Below are 14,920 nucleotides of genomic sequence, written 5' to 3' on the forward strand. Positions count from 1 at the left end.
GATGCCGGCCTGCAAACGACGGTTTCCTGCGCTTCCGGTGCTCACGTACCCAAAGTACGCTCCGCTCCGGTTCTCGGAACCCACCGTTTTCGACTCGGCCTGACCTGAATCTCAACACACCTTGTCCAAGCGGTGGGTTTCAAGAATTCAGACCGCCTCGACGGTCAGTTCCAGATCCGTATCGGCCGCACCCGTCACGCGCACTTGCGTGCCGGCCGGCAAATCCGGGCCGGAGACACGCCACAGCGTATCGCCCAGCTTGATGCGGCCGCGCCCGTCCCGGATCGGCTCGGCAAGTGTCGCCATCCTGCCGACCATTTGCGCGCCGCGCCGGTTGAGCAGCGGCTGGTCGGTCGGGTCGTTGCGGCTGCCGACCAGCTTCTTGCCGACATAGGCCGAGACCAGCGACAGCGCCAGGAAGGCGAGGACCTGGACCTGCCAGGTCCAGAAGCCGGCGTCCCAGACCAGCAGCGACACGGCGCCGATGATCAGCGCGGCGATGCCGATCCACAGCATGAAGATACCCGGTGCGATGACTTCCATCACCAGCAGGATGAAACCGAGTACCATCCAGTTCCACGGGCCGAGTTCGGAAACGATGCGGTCGATCATTGGTTTCGACCTCAGTTGTCGGTTGGGCGAACGACCGGCGGGCGCGCGGCCTGCCTCTGCGAGCCGGTCGTGCCTTCGCTGCGGAAGACTTCTTTGGCGATTTCGCCAATGCCGCCGAGCGAACCGATCAGCGACGATGCCTCGAAGGGCATCAGCACGATCTTGCTGTTGGTGGCCGTGCCGATCCTGCCAAGCGCTTCAGTGTATTTCAGCGCTACGAAGTAGTTCAGCGCCTGCACATCGCCTTTGGAGATCGCTTCCGACACCACCTGGGTGGCGCGGGCTTCCGCCTCGGCCGAACGTTCGCGCGCCTCGGCATCGCGGAAGGCGGCTTCCTTGCGGCCCTCGGCCTCGAGGATCTGCGACTGCTTGAGGCCTTCGGCGGCAAGGATCTGGGCACGCTTGTTGCGTTCCGCGGTCATCTGCCGGCCCATCGATTCGATAAGGTTGGCCGGCGGGTTGATGTCCTTGATTTCGACGCGGGTGATCTTGATGCCCCACGGGTGGGCTGCCTCATCGACGACACGCAGCAGGCGCTCGTTGATGGCGTCGCGGTTCGACAGGAGTTCATCGAGATCCATCGAACCCATGACGGTACGGATGTTGGTCATCGTCAGATTGAGGATGGCGTTCTGCAGGCCGGAAACCTGGTAGGCGGCCTGCGCCGCGTTGAGGATCTGGAAAAAGGCGATGCCGTCGACACCGACAATGGCGTTGTCGCGGGTGATGATTTCCTGGCTCGGAACGTCAAGCACCTGCTCCATCATGTTCATCTTGGCGCCGATACGGTCGATGAACGGGAAAATGAAATTGAGGCCTGGGCTCAGTGTCTTGGTGTAACGGCCAAAGCGCTCCACCGTATAATTGTAACCTTGCGGGATTGTCCTGATGCCTTTGATCAGCAGCACCAATACCAGAAGTGCAAGTGCACCAATCGCAATATCGAAACCACTGAAATCCATTTGGCTCTCCCTCAGACGAAGGCCGCACAAGCCATTCTCGCGCCGCCGACTTCACCAAAGACTTAAGTGTATTTCAGATGCGTTACAATCAGGTGATGATGGATTGTTTATAGGGTTGCACTCAGCGGTTGAAGGCAAACAATCTTGCATCCATGTCATCCAGCCCGTTGATCGAAGCCGGGACAATCTCGGAAGCGACCTGCGAGAAGGTGATGCCGTTGCCACCGTAGCCCATCACCGCATGGATGCGCGGGTGGCGGGGAATGGCGCCGATATAGGGCAGGCCGGTGGTCGTGGTGCCGAACGAGCCGGTCCAGGCAAAATCGGGTCTGGTGTCGAGATGCGGAACTATCAGGCCGAGCTTCTCGGCGATGCGTGTGCTCTTGTCGGCGATCAGCGCGTCGCGCCGCGCTTCGTCGATAAAATCCTCGTCCTCGCCGCCGCAAATGACCCGGCCGTCGACCGTCGTGCGCATATACAGATACGGCTCCGACGCTTCCCAGATGAACGCTGCGTCCGGCCAGAGCTTTCGCGGTTGCGGGCGTGTCGCAATCGCCCATGTCGAGATGATCCGGTGGGCGGTGGCCGGCACGATGTCGACAAGTTCGTAGCCGGTGGCCAGAACAACATGTCGTGCGGTTATGGTCGGGCCATCCCTGGTCGCGACGACAACAGCTTCGGCGCTGTCCTCGATCATTGTGGCTTCCACGGGGGCATAGAAGCGTGCCTTGCGCTCCAGGGATTTCAGCAGCAGCCCAGCCGTCAGCTTGCGTGGGTCGAGGGCGATATTGCCGTGGCCGAGAATGGCGCCTTCGCGGTCGATGCCGAATTTCTCGGCTAGCTGTTGTCGGGTTAAGCAGATGGCGCCGATGCCGGCTAGCCGACGTGCCTCGGCCTCGTCGCGCAGTTCCGGCGGACCAAGCATCGTGCCGGCCAGATAGAGTGACGGCATGCGGCTTAGGCCACAGTTGATGCCGAGTTCGGCAATGCGTCCGGCGAGATTGGAAACGGCGAGCCGCGAGCGTCGCCAGGCCTGCTGGGCCGAAGCTCTGCCGACCATCTTCGAGAGCGTGGAGAGTGGCTGGTCTATTTCGAATGCCACCAGTGCGGTGGTTGCGGCCGTCGAGCCCTTCAGCGGGCCGCGCCGGTCGATGCAGATCACCCGATGGCCATCGGCCGTCAGCGCCTCGGCCATCATGGCGCCGCTGATCCCCATGCCGACGACCAGCACATCCGTGTTGACGTCCCGGATCAGGCCGTCCGTCGGCACCGCAGGCGCGCGATAGGCCGACCAGACGGGCTGGCCAGTTCTGAGGTCGAGTTTGCGGGGCATCGCATTCTCCGGAGGCGCGCCTTAACGCCCCGGAGCTTGTGTTGTTCCGGGTTAGACCCAGCCGGACAGTTCGCGCCGCACCATCGCCTCGATCACCGCCATCCCTTCCGCGCTATCGTTGAGGCAAGGTATATGGGCGAAATTCTTGCCGCCGGCATGGTGGAAGGTTTCAGCCGCCTCGCGGCCGATCTCGTCCAGCGTCTCGATGCAGTCGACGGAAAAGCCGGGATTGACGATGGCGATCGACTTGACGCCGTCCCGCGCGAGTTTTTCCACCGTCTTGTCAGTATAGGGCTGCAGCCATTCCTGCGCGCCGAACCGCGACTGGAAGGTAATGATCAGTTTCCCGTCGTCCCAGCCGAGCCGTTCGCGCAACAGCCGCGTCGTCTTCTGGCAATGGCAATGATAGGGGTCGCCCTTCTCGAAATACGGTTTTGGAATGCCGTGATAGGAGGTGATGACCACCTCCGGCTCGAAGTCCAGTGTCGCCAGATGCCGTTCGATCGAGCGCGCTAGCGCCTCGATATAGACCGGCTCGTCATAGTAGGGCGGCACGCTGCGGACCGCCGGTGCGCGGCGCATCTTCATCAGCGCGCGAAACAGCTGATCATTAGCGGTTGCCGTGGTCGTCGCCGAATATTGCGGATAGAGCGGGAAGGTAAGGATGCGGTCGCAGCCCTGGTCGACCAGACTCTGGGCAATGCTGGCGGTTGAAGGGTTGCCATAGCGCATTGCCCAGTCGACGACGACATCAGGCAGGTCGCTCAGCGCTTCGGCCAGCTTTTCGGCCTGGGCGCGGGTATAGGTGCGCAGCGGCGACTCGTTCTTTTCCCGGTTCCAGATCCGGGCGTAGTTGGCGCCCGATTTCTTGGGCCGCGTGGTGAGCACAAGGCCATAGAGGATCGGATACCAGATCGCCTTGTTGAGCTCGATGACGCGCGGGTCGGACAGGAATTCACGGAGATAGCGCCACATCGGCTTGAAATCGGTGCCGTCGGGCGTACCCAGATTGACCAGCATGACGCCGATCTTGCCCGCCTTGACCGGCGGATGCCCAGCGGGCAACGGGCCGGGCGCCTTTGCGGCCTTGGGTTCGGCAGGGGTGGGAAGCGACATAAGGGTTCTCCGGAAGACGCGAACCTAACCATCTTGCGCGCGCATTCAATGCAGCGTCTGGCCGCACCTTAAAGCGGATTGTCTGAATGGATTCAGACGACCCGCTTTAAGCCTTTGTTTTTATGCGCGTCGTTCTCCCAAAACCGACGTCACTTTGGGGGCGACATGAATTAGCCGAAAACAGGACGCCCGTCCGGTTTTCGGACGGGCGGTGTCATTCAGGCATATAGCGGGGCTATTGCGGCGGGATGGTCAGCGTTGCGCCAACAGGAAGCCGGCGCGGCTCATAACCCTTGTTGGCGCCCGAAATGACCTTCCATTTGGCACCGTCGCCATAGGTCTTCTTGGCCAGATCCCAATAAGTGTCGCCGGCAACGATGACATGGCTGGCTTCGGCCGGCACGGCCTCCGCTGGCTTTGCCGGCTCGACGGCGGGAGCCGGTGCCGCCGGGGCGGGGGCTGCTTCAGCCGGTTTTGCCGCCTCTGCCGGTGGCGCCGGCGGGGGTGGCGCTCCCTCTGTCGATATGGCCGGGGGCGTGTTGGCGATGTCGCCCGAGTTGGCCGGCAATTCGGGCATTGCCTGTGCCGCATCGGCAGGCTTGGCGGCTTCAGCCGGTGCGGGCGCCGGCGTGGCCGGCGCTGCTTCGGCTGGCTTGGCCGGATCGGTTGCCGGGGCCGCAGGCGCCGCGGCGACGGTCGCGGCTATTTCGGTGATGCGGCCGTCGAGCTTCGGCGTGTAGGGCCGGTGGGCGCCGAGGTAGTCGGCAACCACCTGTTCGAGGCCGGGGCCGTAATCATAGGCGTTCTTGGCCTTGTCGGCGAAGACCTTGTAGCCGTCGCCGCCCTGGCGGACATAGTTGTTGGTTGCGACCAGATAGTCCTTGTCAGGCTTGATCGGCGTCCAGGCGCCGCCCTCCATGACCTCCACCGATTTGACGCGGCCGGCATTGGGCGCGACGGATTTGTCGAAGGAATACTTCAGGCCGGCGACCTGCGGGAAGCGCCCGGCGCCGTCCTCGACCTGGCTGAGGCCGCCCTCGAGGCCGGCCACCAGATCCTTGCCCGAAATCTGGAACGTCGCCAGCGTGTTCTGGAACGGCAGCACGGTCAGCACCTCGCCCATGGTGACGGTGCCCTTGTCGATCGAGGCGCGCAGGCCGCCGCCATTGGAGATGACGATCTCGACGCCCTGTCCCTTGACGCGGTCGAGGATGGCGTCGGAGACGAGATTGCCCATCGCGCATTCGCGGGTGCGGCAGCTCTCGCGACTGCCGTCGATGACGTCGGTGGTTTCCGCCACTTCCTTGTTCTTCAACGCCTCGATCGGCGCCCCAAGCTCCTTGATGCGGGCGAGCACGGCCGGGTCGGGGGTGATCGACTTGTCGAGATAGATCGGGTCGCCGCTGGCCGATTTGACGACGCCATTGTCGTCGAACACCACCTTGAACTCGCCGAGATATTTCGAGTAGGACGCCGCCTGCACCACCGGCACCTTGTAGCCGTCCGGATTGTCGACCATCGTCGGGTAGGGGCCTTCCGCCTTCGGATCGGTGTTCGACAGCAGCGAATGGCTGTGACCGCCGACGACGACATCGATGCCCGGGATCTTGGCAATGACGTCGCGCTCGCGCCTGTAGCCGATATGGGTCACGGCGATGATCTTGTTGACGCCTTCGCCCTTGAGCTTCTCGACTTCGGCGGTGATCGACTTGACGTCATCCTCTATTGCGACGTTGGGTCCGGGGGAAGCGAGGTCCGGCGTGTCGTTGGTGATCGCGCCGATGATGCCGATCTTCTGGCCGCCGACCTCGACGACAACAGATGGCTTGACTCGGTCGCCGAGCTTGGATTGCGCGTTGGCCTTCACATTGGCGCCGAGCACCGGGAACTTGATCATGTCGAGGAACGGCGCCAGGGCCGCCTCGCCGTCGTCGAATTCATGGTTGCCAAGGGCCATGGCATCGAACTTCATGTCGTTGAGGAATTCGCCTTCGACCTTGCCCTTGTAGGTCGTGTAGAACAGCGAGCCCTGGAAATTGTCGCCTGCGCTGAGCAGCAGCACGTTCTGGCCTTGCAGCTTCTTGCGCTCCTGGGCGATCGCGGTGATCAGCCGGCCCGCGCCACCGATGCACTCGCCCTTGGTTTCCTCGTCCGCCGAGCAGGTCGATTCATATTTGTTGTTGCCTTCGATGCGGCTGTGCCAGTCGTTGATATGCAGGATGTTCAGCGTGTAGTCGGCAAAGGACGCGCCGGCCGACAGACCGAGTGCTGAGGCTGACAGGGCTGCAATGGCGGCAAGTTTCTTCATCTTCGTCTCCCGGAAAGCCGATCAGAGGCCACTAGCGCTCTTGCTTGACTGGAACATAACAGCCGGCGCTTCGGCCATGTTCCCATCGCGTTCCGGATGACGCAAGCGGAATCCGGGACCCCTTTGCCGGCATAAAAAAGGACGGCGGCCAACCGGCCGCCGTCCTTGGAAACGAATGGTCGCGGGCTCAGACGCGCCTTGTCAGCACGAAATTCTGACCGCTGGAACTCGTGCAGTTGAGCTGGCTTGTCGACACCATCAGGCAGTTGAAGCTGACCGCGGTCTGGCGGATCAGCGAGGTGCCGTTGATCTGCACCGATGTGGCGCCGGTCATCGTGTAGCTGCCGTCGGCAAGCTTCTGGCCGGTGTCGGTGGCCACGGTCGTGAAGGTACCGCCGGCGAAGGTCGACAGGCCGGTGCCCTTGGCGTCGATCCAGGAGCCCTCGACGCCTTTCGGCGCCGCTGCCATCGGCGGTTCATCAGGGCCGCTGGTCGCACAGGCGGCGAGCATCGTCGCAATGGCACCCGCCACGCTCATCGAAAGAATTTTGCGCGCAATGATCATATGAAAATCCTCTCCTCTCGCATCGGCCCGAAAACCGGAATCGATTTTCGACAAGCACGAGGCGTGCATCCAAGTTTCCAGAGCGACATGCGTCCAGATGAATGCGTGTCGTTGTGGTCCGCATCCCTTCAATCGCCCGATTTCCGGGCGATTGCAAGGCGGTGAGGCAGGTAGGCGGTGCTGCTATCGCACAAGGATGTTGCGGAACTGCCACGGGTCGTTCCGGTCGAGGTCTTCCGGGAACAGGCCGGGGCGGTTATCGAGCGGCGTCCAGTCGGTGTAATAGCCCTTGACCGGTCCGAGATACTGGGACTGCACTTCCAGGCACCGCCTGTAGTCCATCTCGTCGGCTTCGACGATGCCGGCCTCGGGGTTTTCGAGCGCCCAGACCATGCCCGAGAGCACCGCCGAGGTGACCTGCATGCCGGTGGCGTTCTGGTAGGGCGCCAGCTTGCGCGCCTCGGCGAGCGACAGCTGCGAGCCGTACCAGTAGGCATTCTTGTCGTGGCCGTAGAGCAGCACGCCGAGTTCGTCGACGCCGTCGATCAACTCGTTCTCGTCGAGCACATGATGCACCGGCTGAGGCTTGCCGGCGGCGCCGAACATCTCGTCGAGCGACAGCATAGCGTCGTTGCAGGGATGGTAGGCATAGTGGCAGGTCGGGCGGTATTGCACCTTGCCCTTCTTGGAACGCACGGTGAAGAAATCGGCGATCGAGATCGCCTCATTATGCGTCACCAGCAGGCCGTATTGCGCGCCGGGCGTCGGGCACCACGAGCGCACGCGCGTGTTGGCGCCCGGCTGCTCCAGATAGATGGCTGCCTTCGAGCCGTGCTTGTGCTTCTTGGCGTTCTTCGGCATCCATGTCTCGTGTGTGCCCCAGCCAAGTTCCGCGGGCTGCAGGCCCTCGGAGATGAAGCCTTCGACCGACCAGGTGTTCCAGAACACATCCATCGGTTTCGGCTTCTTGGCGCGCTGGGTGTCGCGTTCGGCGATGTGGATGCCCTTGACGCCGGCCTTCTTCATCAGCTTGGCCCAGCCCTCGCGGTCGTCCTGCGCGGGCTCCGAGAACTCCAGGCCAAGATCGGTGGCGAGATTGACCAACGCCTGCTTGACGAACCACGAGACCATGCCTGGATTGGCGCCGCAGGTGGAGACCGCCGTGGCGCCGCCGGGCTTGTCGTGCTTTTCCTTGAGCAGCGACTCGCGCAGCGCGTAATTGGTGCGGCTGGCGTTGTCCGCCTTGGCGTCGAAATAGAAGCCGAGCCATGGTTCGACGACGGTGTCGATGTAGAGAACACCGAGCTTGCGGCAGAGCCGCATCAGATCCACCGAGCCGGTATCGACCGACAGGTTGATGCAAAAGCCCTGGCCGCCGCCATTGGTCAGAAGCGGGGTCAAGAGCTTCTTGTAGTTCTTCTCGGTCACCGCTTCCTGGACGAAGGCGATGCCGCGCTCGTCGAGCAGCTTGCGGTCGGTGTCGCGCGGGTCGATGACCGTCATGCGCGACTTGTCGAACTGGAAATGGCGTTCAATCAGCGGCAGCGTTCCCCGGCCGATCGAGCCGAAGCCGATCATCACGACAGGGCCGCTGATCTCACCGTAAACGGGCCAGTTTTCATTCGCCATTTTATCGAGCACTCCTTCAAAACCCAGGAAACTGGGAAAACATGCGCAAGCCGGGGATTTTTGCCCGGCGGCCATGCGCTACATCACAGATCATTGTCACAAACCAGCGAAAAGCGCCAACCAGCGGCTAGCTGCGTTGGCTACGTGGTTAAGGCTGAAACCGTGGATGAATGGCTCTACCCGAACCAAAGTTAGCTCATTTGCCAAGCGCAAGCGACGTGCCCCGTCCGTTCAACGGATTTTTGCCCTCGGCGCAGCTGTGGACGCCCGAACCACCAACTCCACGGGCAGAACGACTTGGCGGGGCGGTTGGTTGTCAAGAACCATGCGGGCGGCGAGCCTGCCTTTTCCGATCACGTCTTGCGCGACAGTCGTCAGCGGAGGTGTGGTGCGCGCGGATTCAGCAGTGCCATCGAAGCCAATGACCGACACGTGGCCCGGCACCTCTATGCCGCGACAAACCGCCTCGTCGAGTATTGTGATCGCCTGCCAATCCGACATGGTCAGGATCGCGGTTGCTTCAGGCACATTGTCGAACACCACCGCTCCAGCAGATGGATCGCCGGGCGTCGTCTCGATAATCGGGACATCGTCGATCGACAAGTTCGCCTCCGCCAAGCCCTGTTTGAAACCGTCAAGCCTTTCGTCATCGAGTGAGAAGCCGGCAAGAAGCGGGCGCTTTGCCTGTCCGGGCATGTGCACAATGGGAGGGCCTGAAGTTCTCCGTATGGACAGGATGGCAAAATGTCGGTGTCCCAGCCCGGTCAGATGCCGGACGGCAGCGACCGCGCCCCTCCTGCCGTCGATCTTTATCGAATTGATGTCGGGACCTGCGTCGCTTTCGAGAATGACGAAGGGCAGGCGTCGCCGTTGTGCCGATGTTATGAGGCCGATATCCGCGCTGTGACCAAGGATGAAGCCGTCGACCAGGGCCTCGCGGATATTGGCGATGCGGGTATTATCGGTGCCGTTTACAAGGCTGAGCGTCGTTCCGGCCTCGTCGCAGGCGAGCGAAACGCCCAGCACCAACTCGCGGAGATAGGGACTTCTGAGCACGTCGGCGATGGCGTAGGCGCCAGGCGGCATGAACCCGATGGCATTGAACTTGCCATCCCGCAGCAATCGTCCCTTTGGATCGGGGCCGCCAAACCCGAGCGCTCGCGCGGCCGCTTCGACACGTTGGCGCAACTCAGGCCTGACCAGTTCCGGCCGGTTGAAGACGTTGGAAACAGTGCCCCGGGAGACACCGGCAGCCTTGCCCACGTCGGCTAGCGTTGGCATTGCGATTCACCCCGTTTCCCTTCAGTTAGACCATTTTTTGGAGCGCTCCAAGAATTTTGTTGACTCGAAAGTGGAAAGGGCGGATCGTATCACTTGGAGCGCTCCAAGTAGGCGTATCTGGCATTTTCGCGACTGAAACATCGAAGATCGTCAAATGGCTTGGTCCCAACGGCCACGCCCAGGGAGGGTGTTATGGCAGAAACCAATGTTTTTCCCGCCTCGCTTGTCGGTAAGACTTTCGACTGCGTTTTCGGCCCGTTCGTACCCCGGCTGACGTTTTTCTCGCCGGAGGAATTACATGTGCAGGCGTCGATCGGAGCCACCAAAATTGACGAGGTGGTCAAGATCGACATGACCAGCGTACGCCCGAACCTCGTGCTCATGAGCTGGACGGAGCAGAGCGGCAACTTCATCGTGCAGTTGCAGGATCATGAGAAAGGGATCGTCCACAACTATGCGCGGCTGGCCGACGGGCAGCTCTTCTGTGCCCAAGGCGCCATTCAAGCCGTTTCGCCTGCGTGACGCTCCCGCGTCGGGGCCGGCAAAGTGCGGCATCGACCGGCATACTGCTGTTTCCTAGTTGAAGTACTTCGGATTACGATCTGCTGAATTGCCGTCATCGATTTCCCTATTGAAGGAGGAAAGTGCGATGGAACTCGCTTACGACAGTCATCTGCTTGCCCGAATTCTGCTGAGCGTCGCGACCGTGGGCTACGGTGTGGTGACGATCAAAGCCGACCTCAACGCCACCCACGCCACCAATCCGCTGTGGACTCCGCACGCCCGGTTTCACGTCGTTTGGCAGGTGCTGAGCTACACCGGAGTCGCGCTGATTGCGCTGGGGCTTATCTGGATTGGAGGCCCACTCCAAGCCGAGCGGCTCTATCTCGCCGGGGGATTGGGCGTCGCCATGTATGGAGCGTTCTTCGTGGCCATGCTCTCACGACCGATCTATGGCGGCGTGCTCTACGACGAGAACGGCTACCTGCCATTCCGACCGCCGTTCGGACCGGCGGGTTGGCGGTGGGATGTCAACGTCACCGTCTTTACCGCGATGTCCGCGATCCTGCTGCTGGGCTTGGCCGCGATTTAGGACAGCGCCAGCACCCCGAGCCGGTCGACCAGCCGATCGCGGTCTGATGTCAGGCCCTTATAGTCGAGTTGGGCGAGATCGAGCGCTTCGAGCTGGGCGGCGAAAGACGCCGCGAGCTTCGCCCGATCCGGGTGCCTGGCCAGCACGGCGAGCGGGTCGAGATGGATGCGGATGGTGAACAGGATATCGCGTGAAACAGGCAGTTTGCGCAGGGTCTGCCGCTCGACGCGGATGAACGCATGAGCGTCGATATCGCCATCGGGAAAGCGCGACGGCCGGTTGGTGGCGCGGTCGATGCGCTGCAGGTCGGAGAGCGGATGATAGAGCGCGTTGTCGGACTGGATCGACCAGTTGTAGCGCTCGACCGCCTGCCCCTGGAGGCCATCGAACATCCGGTTGATGAGTTCCGCCGGACGCGTGCCCGGGCCGAAACCCGGCACCGGCGCGTGGATGTCCTGCAGCGGCTTGCCGAATTTTTCCAGGAGCGACCAGGACGAGGGAAAGCAGAGCGAGCCGGCGACTAGCCGCCAGCCGCTGTCACCGCGGCGCATCAGGATCAGGTCTTCCTGGACGAGCTGTGAGGCTTTAGCCAGCGGCGCCTCGGCGAGGGAAGCAGGCAGACGGCCCGCCGCGCCCGCCACCTCGACGCCTGATCCGCCGAGCCGATGGGTTTCGGGGAACCTCTCCAGGAGATGCGCAGCGAGCAAGTCGAGCACTTCCTGCTGGGCATCGCGCGTGCCGTCCTCCTCGACGAAAACGCGCTCTGGGATTTCGGCATAGAGCCGGTGCTTTTCGGCGAGATACGGCAGCAGATGGCCGTCGATCTCGATCCAGTCCGCCGGATCGAGCGGCTTCAGCCCGATACTGAACAGTTTCGACGAGCCGTCATAGGGCGTGTGGGTGGGGAGCGTATGCTCTGGGGGCGTGTGAGTGGGCACAGTCGTCCTGTTTCAGGTCAGTCTTGCGGGGATCAGTCCGCGCAGCGAATTGCCGACGAACAGGGACTTGGCGGATTTCAGATCGTCCAAGCTGTAGATCGCTTCGCGGGCGCGGCCTTCATCCAGAAGCTGCGCGCGCAATACACCAGGCAGCAGGCCGCAGTCGAGCCGGGGCGTGGCCAGCACGCCGTCGCCGAGATCGGCAAAGACATTGGTGATCGTGCCTTCACAGATCTCGCCGCGCTCGTTGGCCATAAGCACCTCGTCGGCCTGGGTGATGAGGTGTTCGGCGCGGGCACGCGTGTAGAGCTGCCGCCGGCTGGTCTTGTGGCGCAGCAGCGTGTCGTGCGAATCGAGCCTCGTCCGCGCCAGCCGCAGCATCCAGACCTTGTCGGCGGCGAGCGGTTCATAAGGCTGCGCCGAGGCCGCCACCTCACCATCGTGCGACAGGACGAGCCGCGTGCGCATGGCAACGCCGGAACCGCCGACCGCGCTGCTCAGTGCCTCGCCGACCTTGCCTGGAGCACAGCGGAAGCCGAGCTCCGCCGCCGAGCCATAGAGGCGCGCAAGATGGCGATCGAAGCGCAGGAAGCCCGGGCCGGGTTCCCAGCGCATGGTCTCGATCAACTGAAAGTCGGCGGTGTTCCCGTCGCGAAGCGCGCTTTCAGCAGACACTCCTGATACTCCTCCTGCGCCGTCGAATCGAAGACGACGCCGCCTCCGACATTGTAGACGGCCTCGCCGCCCGAAAAGAGCGAGATGGTGCGGATCGCCACGGAAAAGCGCATCGGGCCGCCGGGCGCGATCCAGCCTATGGCGCCGCAATAGGCATCGCGGGGCGTGCCTTCCAGGTCGCGCAGGATCTCCATGGCACGGATCTTAGGCGCGCCGGTGATCGAACCGCAAGGAAACAGCGCCGCGAAGATCTGGCGGATAGAGAGACCCGGCAGCAGTTTGGCCCTGACGTCGCTTACCATCTGATGCACGGTCGGGTAGGTCTCGATGCGGAACAGCGCCGGCACGTCCAGCGTGCCCACCTCGCTGATCAGCGAGATATCGTTGCGCAGGAGATCGACGATCATCCGGTTTTCGGCCTGGTTCTTCTCGTCATTGCGCAGGAAGATCTTCTGCCGCTCGTCTTCGGCCTTGGTGGCGCCGCGCGGCGCCGTGCCCTTCATCGGATGCGTCTCGATCATGCCCTCGGCGTCGATCTCGAAGAACAGTTCAGGCGAGCGCGACAGCACGATGGGTTCACCGAGCGCGATCAGCGCGCCATATTTCACCGGCTGACGTTCCGTCAATGCATCGAAGGCGGCCAGCGGCTCGCCTGACCATTGCGCATGCACGGGAAAGGTCAGATTGCCCTGGTAGCAATCACCTTGCCGGATGTGCTGGTGCAGCCGCGAAAAGCGTTTTTCATAATCCTCCGGCGACCACGTCGCACGGGCGTCGAAGATCGGGCCGTTGGTCGCCGTGGTGTCGCGCGGCGGCACCGCCTCTTCGACCGGGGCATCGAAAACCCCAAGGCACACGAGTGGGGCCCGGCGTTCATTCGGCAGCAGGGGAACGAGCTTGGGTTCGAGCAGGTAGCCCGCCTCATACGAGAAATAGCCGGCAAGCCATTTGCCTGCATCATGCGCGGCTTGTGCTGCTTCCAGAGCCGGTTCGAAATCCCCTGCTTCGTGCGCCACGATGATATCGGCCGGCCGGTCGAAAACGAGCTGGCGCGCGCTTTTGTCATTGCGAAAAATTGCGGCGGGCAGGGACATGGGACTCGTGCTGCGGTCTATGAAGCCATCAACCGCTCTATATGGGGTGCCGCTCGCGCGCAATCGAGGGAACGGCACGCTGCCTCTCAAAGCCGACCTCAGGGCCAACCCAGGGCCCAAGAGCAAACGGCGGCGCCGATATGGCGCCGCCGTTTGTAGTCTCGGTTCTTGCCGGCGATCAGCTGTTGCTGAGGGTTCCGGCTGTTGGAAACTGCTTGGCGAATTCCTTCTCGTTGCCGGCGGCGAGCAGCTTGGCTTGCTCGATCCAGCGTTCGCGCGCGATGCGGCCGTCGAAATTCATGACGTCCTCGATCCGTTTGACATCGGCGGCGGTCCAGGACGCGATCTGGGCGAAGCTGGTGACGCCTTGCGCCTTGAGCAGCTTCTCGTTGACCGGACCGATACCGATCAGCCGGCGCAGATTGTCGGGCTTTCCGGATGCTGGGCCGGCTGCTGGCTTGGCTGTTGCAGACTTGGTTGTTGCAGGTTTGCTCGTTGCGGATTTGGCTGTTGCAGGTTTGCTCGTTGCGGATTTGGCTGGAGCCGAGGTTTTGGTGGCGGCGGGTTTCGCTGCCGGCTTGGCAGGGACCGCCTTGCCAGGGACCGCTTTCGCAGCGGCCGGTTTGGCCGGCGCTGGCTTTGTGGCGGCGGATTTGGCTGTCGCGGGGGTCGACATCAGGGCCGCCGGCGCCTGGCTTGCCGGCTTTGCCGCGCTGCTTCCGGCGGCAGGTGCGGCCGACGCTTCACGCAGCCGGCGCTCGAGGTCGGCGCGGGTCTTGCCGCATGCATCGAGTTCGCCGGTCAGGCGGTCGCCGTCGGTGCGCAGCCTGTCGCGTTCGCTGCGTGTACGGTCGAGGTCGCCGCGCAAGCTGTCGAGTTCACCGCGCAGGCGCCCCCAAAGGAACCAGCCGACCAACACGCCTATCAGGAACGCCAGGACCACGTAGAAAAAAGTGCCCATTGTCTCTCTCCAGTCAGATCCGTCTGCCGTGGGTCATGACCTTCGGCGAAGGACTACTCTTGGTGGTTCCGCGGTAAGCAGAACAGCCGGCTTCGGTTCGAGCTGCGGCGATCGGCTTTGCTTGCCCATGGCCAACGGCCGTTGTCGCGTTCGCCTGAGCGACACGGCCGGCTGAGATTTCTCCTCGCCGATCCGCATGCGCTCCGGCTGAGCTTGGAGCGAAGGCTATCATAGAGCTTGTGGAAAGCTATCGGAAAACTTCGGTGGAGAGTACTTCAAGAACAGATATTTAGGGTGATAGTAGATCTGTCCCAACATGCATTCCGGCTAAACTGTTAGAGCGATGCCTGAGG

At 62.6% G+C, this 14,920-nt stretch carries 14 protein-coding genes; 2 read left to right on the top strand and 12 right to left on the bottom strand.

What is annotated here, in order from left to right; all coding sequences use genetic code 11:
• Window positions 1-147: 147 nt before the first annotated feature.
• The 8 genes from NP503_RS15175 to NP503_RS15210 all read right to left on the bottom strand — a co-directional run bounded on the left by NP503_RS15175 (window position 148) and on the right by NP503_RS15210 (window position 9,788).
• A complete protein-coding gene (locus NP503_RS15175; RefSeq protein WP_127269754.1) occupies window positions 148-612 on the bottom strand; it encodes an NfeD family protein in 465 nt (154 codons plus the stop codon).
• An 11-nt stretch (window positions 613-623) separates the two neighbouring features.
• Window positions 624-1,574 carry an SPFH domain-containing protein gene (locus tag NP503_RS15180; RefSeq protein ID WP_127269753.1) on the bottom strand — a complete coding sequence of 317 codons (951 nt, stop codon included), beginning with the start codon at window positions 1,572-1,574 and terminating at the stop codon, window positions 624-626.
• A gap of 121 nt (window positions 1,575-1,695) precedes the next feature.
• Window positions 1,696-2,907, bottom strand: coding sequence for an FAD-binding oxidoreductase (locus NP503_RS15185; protein WP_127269752.1), 1,212 nt, complete (start codon window positions 2,905-2,907; stop codon window positions 1,696-1,698).
• A gap of 51 nt (window positions 2,908-2,958) precedes the next feature.
• Complete coding sequence (hemH, locus tag NP503_RS15190) at window positions 2,959-4,023, bottom strand: ferrochelatase (RefSeq protein ID WP_127269750.1); 1,065 nt, start codon at window positions 4,021-4,023, stop codon at window positions 2,959-2,961.
• 235 nt (window positions 4,024-4,258) lie between these two features.
• Entirely contained in the window at window positions 4,259-6,331 is a 2,073-nt protein-coding gene (locus tag NP503_RS15195; RefSeq protein ID WP_127372125.1) for a bifunctional UDP-sugar hydrolase/5'-nucleotidase, read from the bottom strand.
• A gap of 187 nt (window positions 6,332-6,518) precedes the next feature.
• Complete coding sequence (locus NP503_RS15200; RefSeq protein WP_127259982.1) at window positions 6,519-6,896, bottom strand: hypothetical protein; 378 nt, start codon at window positions 6,894-6,896, stop codon at window positions 6,519-6,521.
• Between the two features lie 183 nt (window positions 6,897-7,079).
• On the bottom strand, window positions 7,080-8,525 hold the full coding sequence (locus tag NP503_RS15205) for a homospermidine synthase (RefSeq protein WP_127272620.1): 1,446 nt from the start codon (window positions 8,523-8,525) through the stop codon (window positions 7,080-7,082).
• Window positions 8,526-8,756: 231 nt separating this feature from the next.
• Complete coding sequence (locus tag NP503_RS15210; RefSeq protein WP_164749020.1) at window positions 8,757-9,788, bottom strand: substrate-binding domain-containing protein; 1,032 nt, start codon at window positions 9,786-9,788, stop codon at window positions 8,757-8,759.
• A 210-nt stretch (window positions 9,789-9,998) separates the two neighbouring features.
• Here NP503_RS15210 and NP503_RS15215 point away from each other — a divergent pair, with 210 nt between their 5' ends.
• Window positions 9,999-10,328: a hypothetical protein gene (locus NP503_RS15215; protein ID WP_127268296.1), complete on the top strand. Its 330-nt coding sequence runs from the start codon at window positions 9,999-10,001 to the stop codon at window positions 10,326-10,328.
• A gap of 127 nt (window positions 10,329-10,455) precedes the next feature.
• Window positions 10,456-10,899, top strand: a complete 444-nt coding sequence (locus tag NP503_RS15220; RefSeq protein WP_127268297.1) for a hypothetical protein — start codon at window positions 10,456-10,458, stop codon at window positions 10,897-10,899.
• Here the strand turns inward: NP503_RS15220 and NP503_RS15225 are convergent.
• From NP503_RS15225 to NP503_RS15240, 4 genes are all read right to left on the bottom strand, one after another.
• The gene (locus tag NP503_RS15225) at window positions 10,896-11,837 is read right to left on the bottom strand and encodes a DUF3445 domain-containing protein (protein WP_127268298.1); all 942 of its coding nucleotides are present in this window, start codon (window positions 11,835-11,837) and stop codon (window positions 10,896-10,898) included. The genes NP503_RS15220 and NP503_RS15225 overlap by 4 nt on opposite strands.
• A 12-nt stretch (window positions 11,838-11,849) precedes the next feature.
• On the bottom strand, window positions 11,850-12,512 hold the full coding sequence (locus tag NP503_RS15230; RefSeq protein ID WP_127268299.1) for an aminotransferase class IV family protein: 663 nt from the start codon (window positions 12,510-12,512) through the stop codon (window positions 11,850-11,852).
• Complete coding sequence (locus tag NP503_RS15235) at window positions 12,461-13,606, bottom strand: aminodeoxychorismate synthase component I (protein ID WP_127268300.1); 1,146 nt, start codon at window positions 13,604-13,606, stop codon at window positions 12,461-12,463. The genes NP503_RS15230 and NP503_RS15235 overlap by 52 nt, the downstream gene beginning before the upstream one ends.
• A 178-nt stretch (window positions 13,607-13,784) precedes the next feature.
• On the bottom strand, window positions 13,785-14,567 hold the full coding sequence (locus tag NP503_RS15240) for a proton-conducting membrane transporter (protein WP_127273187.1): 783 nt from the start codon (window positions 14,565-14,567) through the stop codon (window positions 13,785-13,787).
• Window positions 14,568-14,920: the final 353 nt, after the last annotated feature.

Origin of the sequence: Mesorhizobium sp. SEMIA396 (assembly GCF_024518615.1) — a bacterium.
Taxonomy (GTDB): domain Bacteria; phylum Pseudomonadota; class Alphaproteobacteria; order Rhizobiales; family Rhizobiaceae; genus Mesorhizobium.

Excerpts from the sequence above, each read along its gene's own strand:
- NP503_RS15175 (WP_127269754.1), bottom strand. The coding sequence starts at position 612 with ATGATCGACCGCATCGTTTCCGAACTCGGCCCGTGGAACTGGATGGTA.
- NP503_RS15180 (WP_127269753.1), bottom strand. The coding sequence starts at position 1,574 with ATGGATTTCAGTGGTTTCGATATTGCGATTGGTGCACTTGCACTTCTG.
- NP503_RS15185 (WP_127269752.1), bottom strand. The coding sequence starts at position 2,907 with ATGCCCCGCAAACTCGACCTCAGAACTGGCCAGCCCGTCTGGTCGGCC.
- hemH (WP_127269750.1), bottom strand. The coding sequence starts at position 4,023 with ATGTCGCTTCCCACCCCTGCCGAACCCAAGGCCGCAAAGGCGCCCGGC.
- NP503_RS15195 (WP_127372125.1), bottom strand. The coding sequence starts at position 6,331 with ATGAAGAAACTTGCCGCCATTGCAGCCCTGTCAGCCTCAGCACTCGGT.
- NP503_RS15200 (WP_127259982.1), bottom strand. The coding sequence starts at position 6,896 with ATGATCATTGCGCGCAAAATTCTTTCGATGAGCGTGGCGGGTGCCATT.
- NP503_RS15205 (WP_127272620.1), bottom strand. The coding sequence starts at position 8,525 with ATGGCGAATGAAAACTGGCCCGTTTACGGTGAGATCAGCGGCCCTGTC.
- NP503_RS15215 (WP_127268296.1), top strand. The coding sequence starts at position 9,999 with ATGGCAGAAACCAATGTTTTTCCCGCCTCGCTTGTCGGTAAGACTTTC.
- NP503_RS15220 (WP_127268297.1), top strand. The coding sequence starts at position 10,456 with ATGGAACTCGCTTACGACAGTCATCTGCTTGCCCGAATTCTGCTGAGC.
- NP503_RS15235 (WP_127268300.1), bottom strand. The coding sequence starts at position 13,606 with ATGTCCCTGCCCGCCGCAATTTTTCGCAATGACAAAAGCGCGCGCCAG.
- NP503_RS15240 (WP_127273187.1), bottom strand. The coding sequence starts at position 14,567 with ATGGGCACTTTTTTCTACGTGGTCCTGGCGTTCCTGATAGGCGTGTTG.